We start from the raw sequence: 13,057 nt of genomic DNA, 5'->3' as shown, positions 1-13,057 counted from the left end.
AAGTTATGCAAATGCATATCCGCTGCCCGCTCAAGCCGCAAATTGTCGCAAATGCAATGATCGCGCTCAATTCCACGAACCGTGGCTCAGCCGGGACCAATGACGGAACGGCAGGCGGGCTCTCCCGTTGAATCAGTACACACCACGCGAACGTAGAAAGGAGAACGACTTATGTTCGAGAAACTCCGCATCCACGAACACATGGAAGTGGCCACCAGCGGCGGACAGCACGTCGGCACTGTCGATGAAGTGAAGGATGATCAGATCAAACTGACCCGCTCCGACAGCTCCGATGGCGCACACCATTACGTCGCCCTGGATAATGTCGAGAAGATCGACGACAACCGTGTCTATCTCAAGGAAGGCACGCCGGTCCCGATGGGCGCAGGGGCGTTGTAACACACCGCTGTGCCGCACGGACGGCAGCAAAGCCCCGGCCTCCCCAGCGGATGGCCGGGGTTTTTGCGTGCGGCATCGGCGAAGAGAGCAAGGGAACGCCCCTGCACGGGATCGTCACAGCGGCGATATGATCCATGATGGATAGCATCTTTCCTTCCGCCGGGCGGGCTGATAGGTCCGGCGCCAAAGAAACGGACGGGAGGAAAACTACGTGACGGCACGACCGGCAAAGTTCGCATGGAGCCTGGCCTTGATCGCGCCGCTGGCGCTCACGGCCTGCCACGGTCCCGCCCAGCCCGTCACCAAGCTGATGACCGCCGATCCCGACGAATGGCCCAGCTGGGGCCGCACCGGTTCGGAAACGCATTACTCCCCGCTCGACACCATCGATGCGGACAATGTGAGCGGCCTCAAGCTCGCCTGGCACTTCGATCTGGAACCCGGCTACACCGCCTCCACCCCGCTGATGGCTGAAGGCAAGGTATTCATCACCAGCGGCCATTCGCACATCCGCGCCTTCTATGCCGAAACCGGCAAGCTGCTGTGGGAATACGACGGCGGCACGCGCGAACGCGCGACCTCCTCGCTGCAGATGACCTGGGGCAACAAGGGCATCGCCTACGACAAGACGCCGGACGGCAAAGGCCACGTCTTCCTCGTTACCACCGATGGTTATGTGATCTCGCTCGACGCCGCAACCGGCAAGGAAGACTGGAAAACCTACGACTATCCCGACAATGCCCCGCGCAACTCGAACGGCGCGCCGCGCGTGTTCGGCGGCAAGGTAATCACCGGCTTCGGCGGCGCGGATATCAGCCCGGCGCGGGCCTTCGTCACTGCCTATGATGAGGCTACCGGCAAGCGGCTCTGGCGCTTCTACACCACACCCGGCGACGAAGTGACCCCCGCCAACCGCCAGGCCGAAGCGGTGATGCGCGAGACCTGGCCTTCGGGCTGGAAGAACGAAGACGGCACCCGGCGCGGCGGCGGCGGCACGGCGTGGAACGCCTTCAGCTACGATCCCGATCTGGGCCTGATCTACATCGGCGTGGGCAACGGCTTTCCCTACAACCGGGACAAGCGCAGCCCCGGCGGCGGCGATAACCTGTTCCTCGCCTCGATCGTCGCCGTCGATGCCGATACCGGCGAATACAAGTGGCACTACCAGGTCTGCCCCGGCGAGCAGTGGGATTGCACCGCTACCACCGACATGACGCTCGCCACGCTCAAGATCGATGGCAAGGAACGCAAGGTGCTGATGCAGGCGCCGAAGAACGGGTTCTTCTACGTGCTCGACCGCAAGACCGGCGAACTGCTGAATCCGCCGGGCAAGATCGCCAAAGTGACCTGGGCCGATCGCATCGGCATGAAGACCGGCCGCCCCGTCGAGAACCCCGGCATCCGCTACAACGGCAAGCCCGGCATGTTCGAGCTGTGGCCCGGGCCGACGGGCGCGCATTCGTGGATGCCGCAAGCCTACAGCCCGGATACCGGCCTCGTCTATATCCCGGTGCTGGAGAACGGCGCGCTGATCGGCGACGGGATGGAAGGCGGCGGGGAGATCACCCGCGGCATGGGCGTGACGCTGATCCCCGAAGTGGACCTGCCCGGCGGCCACCGCAGCTTCCTCAAGGCCTGGGACCCGGTAACGCAGACCGAAGCGTGGCGAGTCAAACTCCCCGGCTCCTGGCCCGGCGGGGTCATGACAACGGCAGGCGGCCTCGTCTTCGAAGGGCAGATCGACGGCAAGTTCGCCGCCCGCGATGCGAAGACCGGCAAGGAACTCTGGTCGTTCAAGGCCGTCAGCCCGATTGTCGGCGCGCCGATCACCTATCGCATGAACGGCAAGCAATACGTCACCGTGATTACCGGCTCGGGCGGCCAGGGCGCGGGGATGCAGACGCTCGCCAATGTGCCCTATCACACCGATTACCGCCTGCCGCGCCGGGTGCTGACCTTCACGCTGGACGGCAAGGACACCCTGCCCCCCTTCACCTACACCGAGCCCACACCGCCTGCCGATCCGGATTACCAGCCCGATGCCAAGCGCAGCCAGGCCGGGTTCATGGTCTTCGCCGGCAATGCCTGCCTCGTCTGCCACGGCTGGAACGCGGTGGGCGGCGGCGCGGCACCGGACTTGCGCTATTCGCCGGCCATCACCGACGCGCAAACCTTCCGGGCGATCGTGAAGGAAGGCGGTCTCAAGATGAACGGCATGCCGCCTTTCTCCGGGATATCCAGCACCGATCTTGAGAACCTGCGCTTCTACCTGCGCACCCGCGCGCAGCAGGCCCCGGCCGAGAAGAAAGCGATGCTGAACAAGCTGAAGGCCGCAAAAGCCGCGACCGCCAAACCGCAAGACTTTCCCGGCAAGTGGAATATCGTGATCCAGTCCCCCATGGGACCGCAGAAGGCCGTGCTCGATCTGAAAGTGAACGGCCATGTCGTCACTGGCACGGCAACGGCCGAGCAGGGCAGCGTCGATCTCGCCGGTGCTTTCAAGAACGGGCGGATCAAGATCGAGGGCAAAGCCTCAATGCCCATGCCGATCACCGTCGCCTATGACCTGACAGTGAAGGACGGTGAACTGCAGGGCGAAAACTCGAACGGGCCGTTCGGCACCTTCCCGGTGACAGGCACGCATTGATACCGGCCGGAATTCATACCGGCAAGGTGCCCGTCAGCCTTCCTGCGCCTTGCCGATCATCCCGAAGCCGTGGAGCAAGTGGGCGAGCTGGCCGTCCGGTACAGGCGGGAACGCCAGTTCTTCTCCGCCCGTGCGGATAGCCTCGATCTGGCCCGCCACATCCTCCAGCGACCACTCGGGCCGGTACACCCCTGCGTTCTCCGCCACCCAGGCGCGGGCGAGACGGCCGCCCATGGCAACGTACATCTCACCGCTCGCGGCGCAGTCCTCGTGGCACAAGTAGCCCACCATCGGCGCGACCTGTTCGGGCGTCATTGGCGGGAACTGGCTGGTGTCGATCCCGTCGGACATACGCGTCACTGCCGCTGGCACGATCAGGTTGGACTTCACATTATTGTGCTGCCCTTCGATCGCGGCGGTGTTGGACAGGCCCATGAAACCTGCCTTGCACAGCGAGTACGTGACATTGTCCGACTTGCCGTAGAGCCCGTTGATCGAACTGGTGAGCACGATGCGGCCGTAGTTTTGCGCCATCATGTGCGGGAACGCCTCGCGCACGACGTGGTAGGCGCCCTTCAGATGGACATCGAGAACGGCGGTGAAATCCTCGTAGGCCAGTTCGCACAAGCTGCCGCGCCGGACATTCCCCGCCGAATGGATCAGGATGTCGATGCGGCCAAAGGCATCGAGCGCAGCCCCAACGATCGCCTTGCCGCCTTCGGGCGTGGCGACGGAATCGGTGTTGGCCACGGCCTCTCCGCCCAGCCCGCGAATTTCGGCGGCAAGGGCTTCGGCGGGGCCTTCATCGGTGGCATCGCCTGCCATCGAGACGCCGGGATCGTTGATCACGACCTTGCACCCCCGCCCCGCCAACAGCAGCGCATGAGCCCGGCCCAACCCGCGCCCGCCGCCGGTGATCACGGCAACGCGGTTATCGAAACGCAGGTCGGGCATGGCGAGTCCTCTCGGTGAAATTTTAGCACTACCCCCACCGTTCGTGTCGAGCGAAGTCGAGACACGTCAGCGCGAGGTCAAGGTGTCTCGACTTCGCTCGACACGAACGGAAATTGAGACGGTTGAAGCAATTATGCAATCACCCCGGCCGCCCGCAGCGCTGCAATCCGCTCGGGCGAAAGATCGAGCACGCCGGACAGGATCGCATCGGTGTGCTGCCCCAGCACCGGCGGTGCTTCCGGCACGGGCTGCGGCGCATCGGTGAAGCGGATCGGGCGGTTGACGATGGGAATGGAGCCAAGCGTGGCATGCTGGGTCTCCACCACCATGCCGCGCGCCGCCGCCTGCGGCTGGCTCAGCGCCTCGGTCACGCCGAGGATCGGCGCGTGCGGCACTTCCTGCGCGGTGAAGATCGCCACCAGCTCGTCGACCGTGTGCCGCTGCGTGAAGGCCGATACCAGAGCGTTCACTTCTTCCCGCGCATCACGGCGTTTTTCCAGCGTGTCGTACCGGGGATCACCCGTCAGCTCCGGCCGCTCGATCGAACGGCACACCCGTCCCCAGAAAGCGGGCGTGAGGCAGGCGATAACGATCGAGCCATCGCTTGCGGGAAAGATGCCGTAGGGCACGAGGTTCGGATGCTGCGAGCCCACACGCTGCGGGTCCTTGCCGGTGAAGAAGGCGAGCTGCGCGATATAGCCCAGCATCCCCATCAGCCCGTCCATCAGGCTGACGTCGATATGCCGTCCCACGCCAGTGCGTTCCCGCTCATAGAGCGCGGAGAGGATGCCGATCGGGCCATTGATGCCGCCCACCAGATCGCCCAGCGGAATGCCCAGCTTGGTCGGCAGGCCATCGGGCTCCCCATTCATCGAGAGCGCGCCGCTCATCGCCTGCAGCACGATATCGAAGCTGGGCCGGTCCTTCAGCGGCCCGGTCTGTCCATAGCCCGAGATCGAGCAATAGATCAGACGCGGGTTGATCGCCTTCAGCGTCTCGTAGCCAAGCCCAAGCCGGTCCATCACGCCGGGCCGGTAGTTCTCCACCAGCACATCGCACTGCACGGCCAGATCCTTGACCAGCGCAACGCCCTCCTCGCTCTTGAGATCGACGACGAGCGATTTCTTGCCGCGATTGATGGCAAGGTAATAGTGGCTCTCGCCATCGCGCATCGGCGGGAACGAACGGGTTTCGTCGCCGGTTCCGGGCGGTTCGATCTTGAACACTTCCGCGCCCAGATCGGCCAGCGCAAGGCTGGCGGCGGGCCCGGCCAGCACGCGCGTGAAATCGAGCACGCGCACGCCCGCCAGCGGGCCATTCCAGTTGGATTCTGCAGCTTCAGGCAAGGTTCTCTCGGAAAAAGGCAATGATCTGGTCCACGGCATCGCGCCCTTCGGGCATCGTGACCTGATAGTGATAGCAATGCCCCATGCTCTCGCCGACGATCAGCGTGGAACGCACCCCGGCCTTGAGCAGCTGCGAATTGGTGTAGATCGCCGGGCTGAGATCGAGCGCGCGCGTGCCGGTGATGATCAGCGTGGGCGGGAAGGTCGCCATCACGTCGAGGTGATAGCCCGGCCAGGCGCTCGGATCGTTGCGCTCGTCGATGCCGTCAAAATAGCCCTTGGTGATATCTTCCAGCTCGCTGCCATCGGCGGGCGGCGGCGGGAACGAACCATCGATGTAGCCAGTGGTCCATGCGGACTCGCCCGCATGAAACGGCACGCCGCCTGCTCCGAACACGCCCACCGCGCCCGCCTGCGGCAACCCGTGCGCGGGCAGCCAGGCCGCCGCCTGCGCCGTCAGCGCGCCGCCCGCCGATCCGCCGTAGATGCCGATCCGGCCGGGCGCATAGTCTTCCAACAGTGCGGCATAGACCGCCGCCACGTCCTCGACGCCCGCCGGGTGCCGGTGCTCAGGCGCCATGCGGTAATTGACGCTGACAATGCGGTATCCGGCCAGAACCGCCATCGGGATCGATTCCACCAGCGCCACGCCGTCCCAGCCGACCGTGAAGGCGCCGCCGTGCAGGTTGATCAGTACGCGATCCGGATCGTGGCTGCCATCGGCAGGCCGGACGTCCAGCACTTCGACGCCGCCGATCACGCTGCGATCGATAGTCACTGGAAACATCTCACGCAGGCGCGCGACCTGGGGAGCCATGAAGGCGTTGATCTGCTCGCGCCGCGTGGCGGCATCAACATCCTCGCCTACGGTATCGAAAGCAGGCATGGCCGCGCGGCGGCGTTGCGCCTCAGCGGCCTGCTCGCTGACCAGCCCCGACAGGGGCAGCACGAAAGCCGGAACGCGCACGTCTCCATTAGGCTCAAAGTGCGGCTTGGCTGGCGCGGTCTGTTCCATGTCCTCTCCCTCCGGACGTTTTGCAGGCCCTTTACGACACGGCCCGGGCCTTGGGTAAAGGCCCGGGCCGAAATCGCATGGCCCTATCGGGCCGGTTCCAGCGAAGATCGCCGGGGCGCGATCAGCCCTTGCTGGGCAGCTCCGCGACCGCCGTGCCGAACGCCGAGGTTTCGCCGCGGTGCGTGGTCGCCTTCTGGGCCACTTCGACGTACTTCTTGCCGTTCTCTTCGAATTTCTTCGTCACTTCGCCGGTGATGACGATGGCGTCACCGTCCGGGTTGTGGCGGCGGATCTGGCAGTTCGACTTGTGCAGGAAGCCGTCGTCACCGATCCAGTTGGTCATGTGGTGGGTCAGCCACGAGCAGCGCTCCGGACCGTAGTCGTAAGCACCCGGGGCGCCGACTTCGAGAGCGAAGGCTTCGTCCCAGTGCACGCGCTCGGGGCAGTCGGGCACGTTGAAGCGGTTGCGGATGCCGAGGCCCGGATGCGCCTTCTGCATCTTGTAGGCCAGCTTGTTGGCGCGGATGTAGAGGCCGCCCCAGCCCTGCGCATAGCAGATGAAGCCAGTGACGGTCATCGGGCCCTTCATCATCGGCGGCAGCTTGTCGCCGACGTTCACGTCCTCGAAGTAACGCGGGGTGGCGCCGCGGATCTCTTCCTGGTCGTAGATGTCGTAGAATTCGTCGAGCTGTTCCTGGGTGAAGGGCTCCACGCGGCCGCGCGCTTCGGTGTACTTGGTACCGCGCTCGCGAGCCTCGTCGCGGTCGGTGCGGAACACCCAGCTATCGGCGCCGGCAACCTGGTCGCCGTGCTGGTTGAAGAAGTCGACGTGGTAGATCTGCTGGAACGAGCGGCCGGCGAACTTGGTCTGGTGCTCCACGAGATCCTTGAGGTAGGCCTGCGCGGTGATGGTGTCGTTGCGCAGGACCGGCTTTTCCCAGGTCCAGTCGGCACCGGCCCACATCGCGTGGACGCCCGAGAGCCCGCCGCAGTAGCCCGAGACGATGCGGCTGGTGGTGAACAGGAACGAAGGCAGCGCCACGACCGAACCGTACTTGGTCTTCTCGGCATATTCGGGATCGCACCACAGCGGGTTATCGTCGCCGATGCCGTGCGCGTAGTGGCGGATCGCGTCGCGGGTGGCTTCGTAGTTCCACGGCTCGATCGTGTTCTCGATCTTCACGCCGATACGGCTGCGCAGATCGTCGAGGCCTTCCTCGGTGATCTTGGGGAATTTGGCTGACATTTTTCTTGGCTCCTCAAAAACTTTTGTGATTCAAAACTCGATCAAAACTTTCCGTCGCCCCCGCGAAGGCGGGGGCCCCGCTTTCTTCCTTCCTCCACCGCCCGGAGAGCGGGATCCCCGCCTTCGCGGGAATGACGAGGAAGGGGCGGTTATCCGGCAGCCGCCGCCGCGCGTTCGGCTTCCAGATCGCGCAGCTTCTTGCGGTGGACCTTGCCTGCCGGGTTCTTCGGCAGTTCGGCGACATATTCGACGATGCGCGGGAATTCGTGCTGGGCAAGCCGCTCGCGGGTGAATTCCTGCAATTCCTTGGTCAGCGCATCGCTGCCTTCGCAATTGGCGACCACGAAGGCCTTCACGACCTGACCGCGCTTCTCGTCGGGCACGCCGATCACGCCGCATTCCATCACATTGTCATGGCGCAGCATGGTGTTCTCGATCTCGACGGCGGACATCGTCCAACCCGCCGAGATGATCACATCGTCGGCGCGGCCGCAGTGATAGAGATAGCCGTCCGCATCGGTCTTCGCGCGGTCCTTGGTGGTCATCCACCCGCCGCCGCGCCAGAGCATCAACTCTCCAATCTCGCCCGGATCGCACACAGTGCCATCGGGGCGGTGCACCTCCAGCTTCTGCCCCGGCACCGCCTTGCCCAGCGAACCCGGCTTCACCACGAAATCGTTCGCGCCCGGATAGTTCACCAACACCACGCCAATCTCGGTGGTACCGTACATCGAGCAGGCCGGGACCTTGAAATATTCATCGATCCATTCGAGCGTCGCCGGATCGATCGGCTCGCCAGTGAACGACAGCTTGTTGAAATGGAAGGTGAAGTCCCCGCCTTTCCCGCTGTTCTTCATCATACGGTAATGGGTGGCGGCGGCCGACATATTGGTGATCTTGAAATCGTCCAGCGCCTTCATCAGCCGCACCGGATCGAAGCGGCCCGCGAAAGTCCCGGTGGTCACGCCCATCGCCAGCGGCGCCAGCGTGCCGTGCCACAGGCCGTGCCCCCAGGCAGGCGAGGACGGGCAGAAGAACTCGTCACCCGGACGGATGCCGGTGCCGTAAAGCGCCGCGAACATCAGCGTCACCAGCGTCTTGTGGCTGTGCTTCACCGCCTCGGGCAGTTCGCGCGTGGTACCGCTGGTGTACTGGAACACGGCCATGTCGGTGGCCTTGGTCTTCGGCGTGTAGGTGGTCGGCAGATCCTTCAGCGAGGCGAGGAACGCCTCGTCCGCGACGATGACGCGCGGGGTGCCGTCCGCGTTGGCGACCGAGCGGGCGAGCTCCGCCTTCTCGGCATTGGTGATCAGGATCGAGGGATTGCAGTCCCCCACGCGCAGGCGCAGCGCATCGGGGCCGAACAGCGTGAACAACGGCACCGAGATCGCGCCCGTCTGCATCGCCCCGAACAAACAGACATAGAAGGGCAGCGAAGGTTCCAGCATGAAGGCGATGCGCTCGCCCGGCTGCACGCCCTCGGCATCGAGCCAGTGCGCGAACTGCGCCGCGCCCGCCGAAATCGTATCGAAGCTCAGAACCTCGTCATGGCCATCCGCATGGGCAATCCGCACCGCCGGACGGCCCGAACCGTCGGCGTGCCGCGTGATGCACTCGTTCGCGATGTTGAGATGCTCGCGGTCCCCGTCGAACAGCTCCCACAGAGCGGCCGACGAGGCGTGCGCCTGCGCATCGGCATAGCTCGTGTATTCGGTCAGCTTCACCAGAGGCTCTCCCAATATTTTTCAGGTGCACCCGGTGAACGAGTCGCACCCTGTCCTCGTGTTCGGACGGGTCATGGCATATTCCGCTTGATGTTGTAAATATTGAACTCTATTCTATATATTGAATGAAAGACGATACATCTTCTTCCGTGAAGGCCAGCAAGGCCCCGGCCATCTCGCGCGCGGCGGCCATTCTGCGGCTGCTGGGAAAGCGCGGCGCGCCGATGGGCGTGCAGGCGATCGCCCGCGAACTGGGGCTGGTTCCCAGCACCTGCCTCTACGTATTGCGCGCCTTGGTGGCGGAAGAGCTGGTGTCCTTCGATCCCGACACCAAGCGCTATACCCTCGACGCCGGCGTGCTGACGCTGGCCCGGCAATGGCTCGGGCGGGACCGGTTCAGCGATCTCGCCCAGCCCGCGCTGGACCGCATCGCGCGCGAATTCGGACTGACGACGCTGGGCGTGCAGATCTTCGGGCTGGACCGCATCATCGTCACCGCGATGTCGCAATCGGGCGAGGCGTTCCAGCTATCGGCGCAAGTCGGCAGCCGCTTCCCCGCGCTGGTCTCGGCCACGGGCCGCTGCATCGCCGCCTTCGGGAACTATGCCGAGAAGGACCTGCGCCCCCGCTTCGACGCGCTGCGCTGGGACGAAGCGCCGACGTGGGAGGAATGGCAGGCCCAGGTCGCCGAAGCGCGCGAGACCGGTGTGGCCGTGGATGCTGGGCATTATATCTCGGGCGTCACCGTGATCGCCGCGCCGGTGTGGAAAGGCGGACGCGAGGCCGGAAGCAGGCCCAGCCACGCCCTCGTCGCCATCGGCCTGGGCGCGGCGGTACGCGGCGAGGCCCTGCCCCGCCTCAAGACCGCCCTGCTGAATGCGGCCCGCAGCCTGAGCGACCAGATGGGATGAACTTGGCCACCGTTCGTGTCGAGCAAAGTCGAGACATGCAGGCACTGCACTAACGTGTCTCGACTTCGCTCGACACGAACGAAAAGCAAAGCTTAAGACCTCCTGCGTGAAATCCGCCCCCCCTCCGCTCATCCTGAGCTTGTCGAAGGATGGATAGCGCGGTGCCAGCGTGCTTCGACAAGCTCAGCACGAGCGGAGGGGATGAAAACTCACTCAGCCGCCTTCTTCTTCAGCAGCACCGTGCGCAGCATAGAGAGCGCGGTTTCGCCCCGCTGGTTGGTTAGTTCGTGCTTGAACACCACGATGCCCTGCGTGGGGCGGGACTTGCTCTCGCGCATCTCCACCACTTCGCTGGAGCACGTGAGCGTATCGCCAATGAAGGTCGGCTTGGGCGTCACCACCTTGTCGAACCCCAGATTGGCAACCAGCGTGCCCACCGTGGTATCCGCGATCGACAGGCCCACCGCCAGACTGAACGTAAACGTCGAATTGACGAGGATCTGCCCGAACTCGCTGGCCTTGGCGGTCTCGGCATCGAGATGCAGCGGCTGCATGTTATGCGTCATCGCCGAGAACATCAGGTTGTCGGTTTCGGTGACGGTGCGGCTCGGCTGGTGGACGATCCTGTCACCCACGGCCCATTCGTCGAAAAACCGGCCCGCCATTATTCGCTCTCCTCGATCTTCACCAGCAGCGCATCGACCTGCACCTGCGCGCCCGCGCTGGCGTTCAGTTCTGCCACCGTGCCGTCGAACGGCGCCGTCAGCGTGTGCTCCATCTTCATCGCTTCGAGCGTGAGCAGCTTCTGCCCCTTGGCGACCACATCGCCCTTCTCGACCTCGACCGCGATCACCTTGCCCGGCATCGGCGCGACGATCGCGCCCGAACCGTCCGCCGCGCCATGCGCCGCATCATGGCGCCAGGGCGTCAGCAGCCAGGCCTGCCCCTGCTCGGTGACAAGCACGCCGGTGGCGGGCTCTTCGGAGCCTTCACTGGTCAGTGCGATCTCCACTTTCTCGCCATCGAGCAGGAACCATGCTGCACGCCGGGGCGCAGCATTGAGACGGAAACCAGCCATATCCGTCACCGGCACCAGCGCATCGGCGGCCGCCTGCAACACATCGTCGGACGGCACCGGCGGTTCGCCCATGGCCTCGCCGTCGCGGCCGATCAGGCCGGTATCGACTTTGCCTGCCGCGAAGTCCGGATGCTGCAGCGCTTTCACCAGGAACGAGGCGTTCGTCTTCACCGGCCAGACCGCGCTGTCCTGCAGCATTTCGCCCAGCCGCTCGCGCGCTTCGTCGCGGTCGTCGCCCCAGGCAATGACTTTGGCGATCATCGGGTCGTAGTGCGGCGAGACTTCCGCGCCTTCATAGACGCCGGTGTCGATGCGGCCCCCTTCCGCCTCGCCGAACTGCAGCAATTCCAGCTTGCCGATGCTCGGCAGGAAGCCCTTGGCCGGATCTTCGGCATAGAGGCGCGCTTCCATCGCCCAGCCGTCGATCGTGAGGTCTTCCTGGCTCATCGGCAGCGGTTCGCCCGAGGCAACGCGAAGCTGCCACTCGACGAGATCGACGCCGGTGATCTCCTCGGTGACGGGGTGCTCGACCTGCAGGCGGGTGTTCATTTCCATGAACCAGATCTTGTCCGCCGCAAGCTTGCCCGAGCCATCGGCGATAAACTCGATGGTCCCTGCGCCGACATAATCGACGGCTTTTGCTGCACGCACGGCTGCAGCACAAAGCGCCTCGCGCGTCGCCGCATCCATGCCAGGTGCAGGCGCTTCCTCGATCACCTTCTGGTGACGGCGCTGCAGCGAGCAATCGCGCTCGAACAAGTGGACGGCGTTGCCGTGCTTATCGCCGAACACCTGCACTTCAATGTGGCGGGGCGAGGCGATGTACTTCTCGATCAGTACGTGATCGTTGCCAAACGAAGCCGCCGCCTCGCGCTTGCACGAAGCGAGCGCGTCGGCGAAGTCCTCTTCGCTTTCAACAAGGCGCATGCCCTTGCCGCCGCCGCCCGCGACGGCCTTGATCAGCACCGGATAGCCGATCTTGCCCGCCTCATCGGCGAGCAGGCCCGGCGACTGATCCTCGCCCATGTAGCCCGGCGTCACCGGCACGCCTGCATCGGCCATCAGCTTCTTGGCCGCATCCTTGAGACCCATCGCGGTGATCGAGGACGGATTTGGACCAACCCAGACGATCCCTGCATCCATCACAGCTTGCGCGAATTCGGCGTTTTCAGACAGGAAGCCGTAGCCGGGATGGATCGCCTCCGCGCCGCTCGCCTTGGCGGCCGCGATGATCCTCTCGCCGACAAGGTAGCTCTCGCGCGTCGGCGCCGGGCCGATGTGCACGGCCTCGTCGGCCTCGCGCACATGCAGCGCCTGCGCGTCTGCATCGGAATAGACGGCCACCGTGCGGATGCCGAGGCTGCGTGCGGTGCGGATAACCCGGCAGGCGATTTCGCCGCGGTTGGCGATGAGGAGGGATTTGATCATGGATGACGCTCCGGAAAACCGTGGCGGGTGTGCAAGGCGGCGAGCAGGGCTTCGATCTCGTTGACGAAGCCACCTTCGGCAAAAGCCAGCGCGGGCAGGTTCTGGTTCTCCTCGCCCAGCGCATCGATCACAGGCCCGCGCGGGCGAGGCCATGGCACCCGCACAACCTCGATATTGGACGCACGCTGTGGGAACAGCGCAATGAGGCCTTCCACCGTCACGCAATCCTTGCAGTAGAACCGGCGCCCCTCGAAAGCGGGGTCGGCCCAGTCGGTGTCGAGCACAAACAGGATGTCTTTGCCTGCCATC

At 64.7% G+C, this 13,057-nt stretch carries 11 protein-coding genes; 3 read left to right on the top strand and 8 right to left on the bottom strand.

The genetic code is table 11. From position 1 onward, the window contains the following. Positions 1-171: 171 nt before the first annotated feature. The gene (locus MTR66_RS14765; protein ID WP_243922380.1) at positions 172-399 is read left to right on the top strand and encodes a DUF2171 domain-containing protein; all 228 of its coding nucleotides are present in this window, start codon (positions 172-174) and stop codon (positions 397-399) included. A gap of 211 nt (positions 400-610) precedes the next feature. Next, the gene (locus MTR66_RS14760) at positions 611-3,046 is read left to right on the top strand and encodes an outer membrane protein assembly factor BamB family protein (RefSeq protein WP_243922378.1); all 2,436 of its coding nucleotides are present in this window, start codon (positions 611-613) and stop codon (positions 3,044-3,046) included. 33 nt (positions 3,047-3,079) lie between these two features. Here MTR66_RS14760 and MTR66_RS14755 read toward each other — a convergent pair whose 3' ends face one another. The 5 genes from MTR66_RS14755 to MTR66_RS14735 form a co-directional block, all read right to left on the bottom strand. Beyond that, positions 3,080-4,000 (bottom strand): SDR family NAD(P)-dependent oxidoreductase, encoded by a 921-nt coding sequence (locus MTR66_RS14755; protein WP_243922376.1) that lies wholly within the window; start codon positions 3,998-4,000, stop codon positions 3,080-3,082. A 131-nt stretch (positions 4,001-4,131) separates the two neighbouring features. Beyond that, positions 4,132-5,346, bottom strand: a complete 1,215-nt coding sequence (locus MTR66_RS14750; RefSeq protein ID WP_243922374.1) for a CaiB/BaiF CoA transferase family protein — start codon at positions 5,344-5,346, stop codon at positions 4,132-4,134. Beyond that, positions 5,339-6,361, bottom strand: a complete 1,023-nt coding sequence (locus tag MTR66_RS14745) for an alpha/beta hydrolase (RefSeq protein WP_243922372.1) — start codon at positions 6,359-6,361, stop codon at positions 5,339-5,341. Before MTR66_RS14745 ends, MTR66_RS14750 begins: the two co-directional genes overlap by 8 nt. A 121-nt stretch (positions 6,362-6,482) precedes the next feature. After that, positions 6,483-7,607, bottom strand: coding sequence for an FAS1-like dehydratase domain-containing protein (locus MTR66_RS14740; RefSeq protein ID WP_243922370.1), 1,125 nt, complete (start codon positions 7,605-7,607; stop codon positions 6,483-6,485). Between the two features lie 149 nt (positions 7,608-7,756). After that, complete coding sequence (locus MTR66_RS14735; RefSeq protein ID WP_243922483.1) at positions 7,757-9,334, bottom strand: acyl-CoA synthetase; 1,578 nt, start codon at positions 9,332-9,334, stop codon at positions 7,757-7,759. A 122-nt stretch (positions 9,335-9,456) separates the two neighbouring features. Between MTR66_RS14735 and MTR66_RS14730 the strand changes: the two genes are divergently transcribed. Next, the gene (locus MTR66_RS14730) at positions 9,457-10,242 is read left to right on the top strand and encodes an IclR family transcriptional regulator (RefSeq protein ID WP_243922368.1); all 786 of its coding nucleotides are present in this window, start codon (positions 9,457-9,459) and stop codon (positions 10,240-10,242) included. 209 nt (positions 10,243-10,451) lie between these two features. Here the strand turns inward: MTR66_RS14730 and MTR66_RS14725 are convergent, their stop codons facing one another. The 3 genes from MTR66_RS14725 to MTR66_RS14715 are packed head-to-tail and all read right to left on the bottom strand — an operon-like array spanning position 10,452 to position 13,056. Then, positions 10,452-10,907, bottom strand: a complete 456-nt coding sequence (locus MTR66_RS14725; RefSeq protein ID WP_243922367.1) for a MaoC family dehydratase — start codon at positions 10,905-10,907, stop codon at positions 10,452-10,454. Next, positions 10,907-12,748: an acetyl/propionyl/methylcrotonyl-CoA carboxylase subunit alpha gene (locus MTR66_RS14720; protein ID WP_243922365.1), complete on the bottom strand. Its 1,842-nt coding sequence runs from the start codon at positions 12,746-12,748 to the stop codon at positions 10,907-10,909. Before MTR66_RS14720 ends, MTR66_RS14725 begins: the two co-directional genes overlap by 1 nt. Beyond that, complete coding sequence (locus MTR66_RS14715) at positions 12,745-13,056, bottom strand: DUF3088 family protein (protein ID WP_243922362.1); 312 nt, start codon at positions 13,054-13,056, stop codon at positions 12,745-12,747. Before MTR66_RS14715 ends, MTR66_RS14720 begins: the two co-directional genes overlap by 4 nt. Position 13,057: the final 1 nt, after the last annotated feature.

This window comes from Novosphingobium beihaiense (genome assembly GCF_022832375.1).
GTDB lineage: Bacteria > Pseudomonadota > Alphaproteobacteria > Sphingomonadales > Sphingomonadaceae > Novosphingobium > Novosphingobium beihaiensis.
This window is presented reverse-complemented; position numbering and strand designations above follow the sequence as displayed.

What these genes read in the sequence shown, in the direction of transcription:
- MTR66_RS14725 (WP_243922367.1), bottom strand. Translation starts at nt 10,907, where the DNA reads ATGGCGGGCCGGTTTTTCGACGAATGGGCCGTGGGTGACAGGATCGTC.
- MTR66_RS14740 (WP_243922370.1), bottom strand. Translation starts at nt 7,607, where the DNA reads ATGTCAGCCAAATTCCCCAAGATCACCGAGGAAGGCCTCGACGATCTG.
- MTR66_RS14765 (WP_243922380.1), top strand. Translation starts at nt 172, where the DNA reads ATGTTCGAGAAACTCCGCATCCACGAACACATGGAAGTGGCCACCAGC.
- MTR66_RS14720 (WP_243922365.1), bottom strand. Translation starts at nt 12,748, where the DNA reads ATGATCAAATCCCTCCTCATCGCCAACCGCGGCGAAATCGCCTGCCGG.
- MTR66_RS14755 (WP_243922376.1), bottom strand. Translation starts at nt 4,000, where the DNA reads ATGCCCGACCTGCGTTTCGATAACCGCGTTGCCGTGATCACCGGCGGC.
- MTR66_RS14715 (WP_243922362.1), bottom strand. Translation starts at nt 13,056, where the DNA reads ATGGCAGGCAAAGACATCCTGTTTGTGCTCGACACCGACTGGGCCGAC.
- MTR66_RS14745 (WP_243922372.1), bottom strand. Translation starts at nt 6,361, where the DNA reads ATGGAACAGACCGCGCCAGCCAAGCCGCACTTTGAGCCTAATGGAGAC.
- MTR66_RS14730 (WP_243922368.1), top strand. Translation starts at nt 9,457, where the DNA reads ATGAAAGACGATACATCTTCTTCCGTGAAGGCCAGCAAGGCCCCGGCC.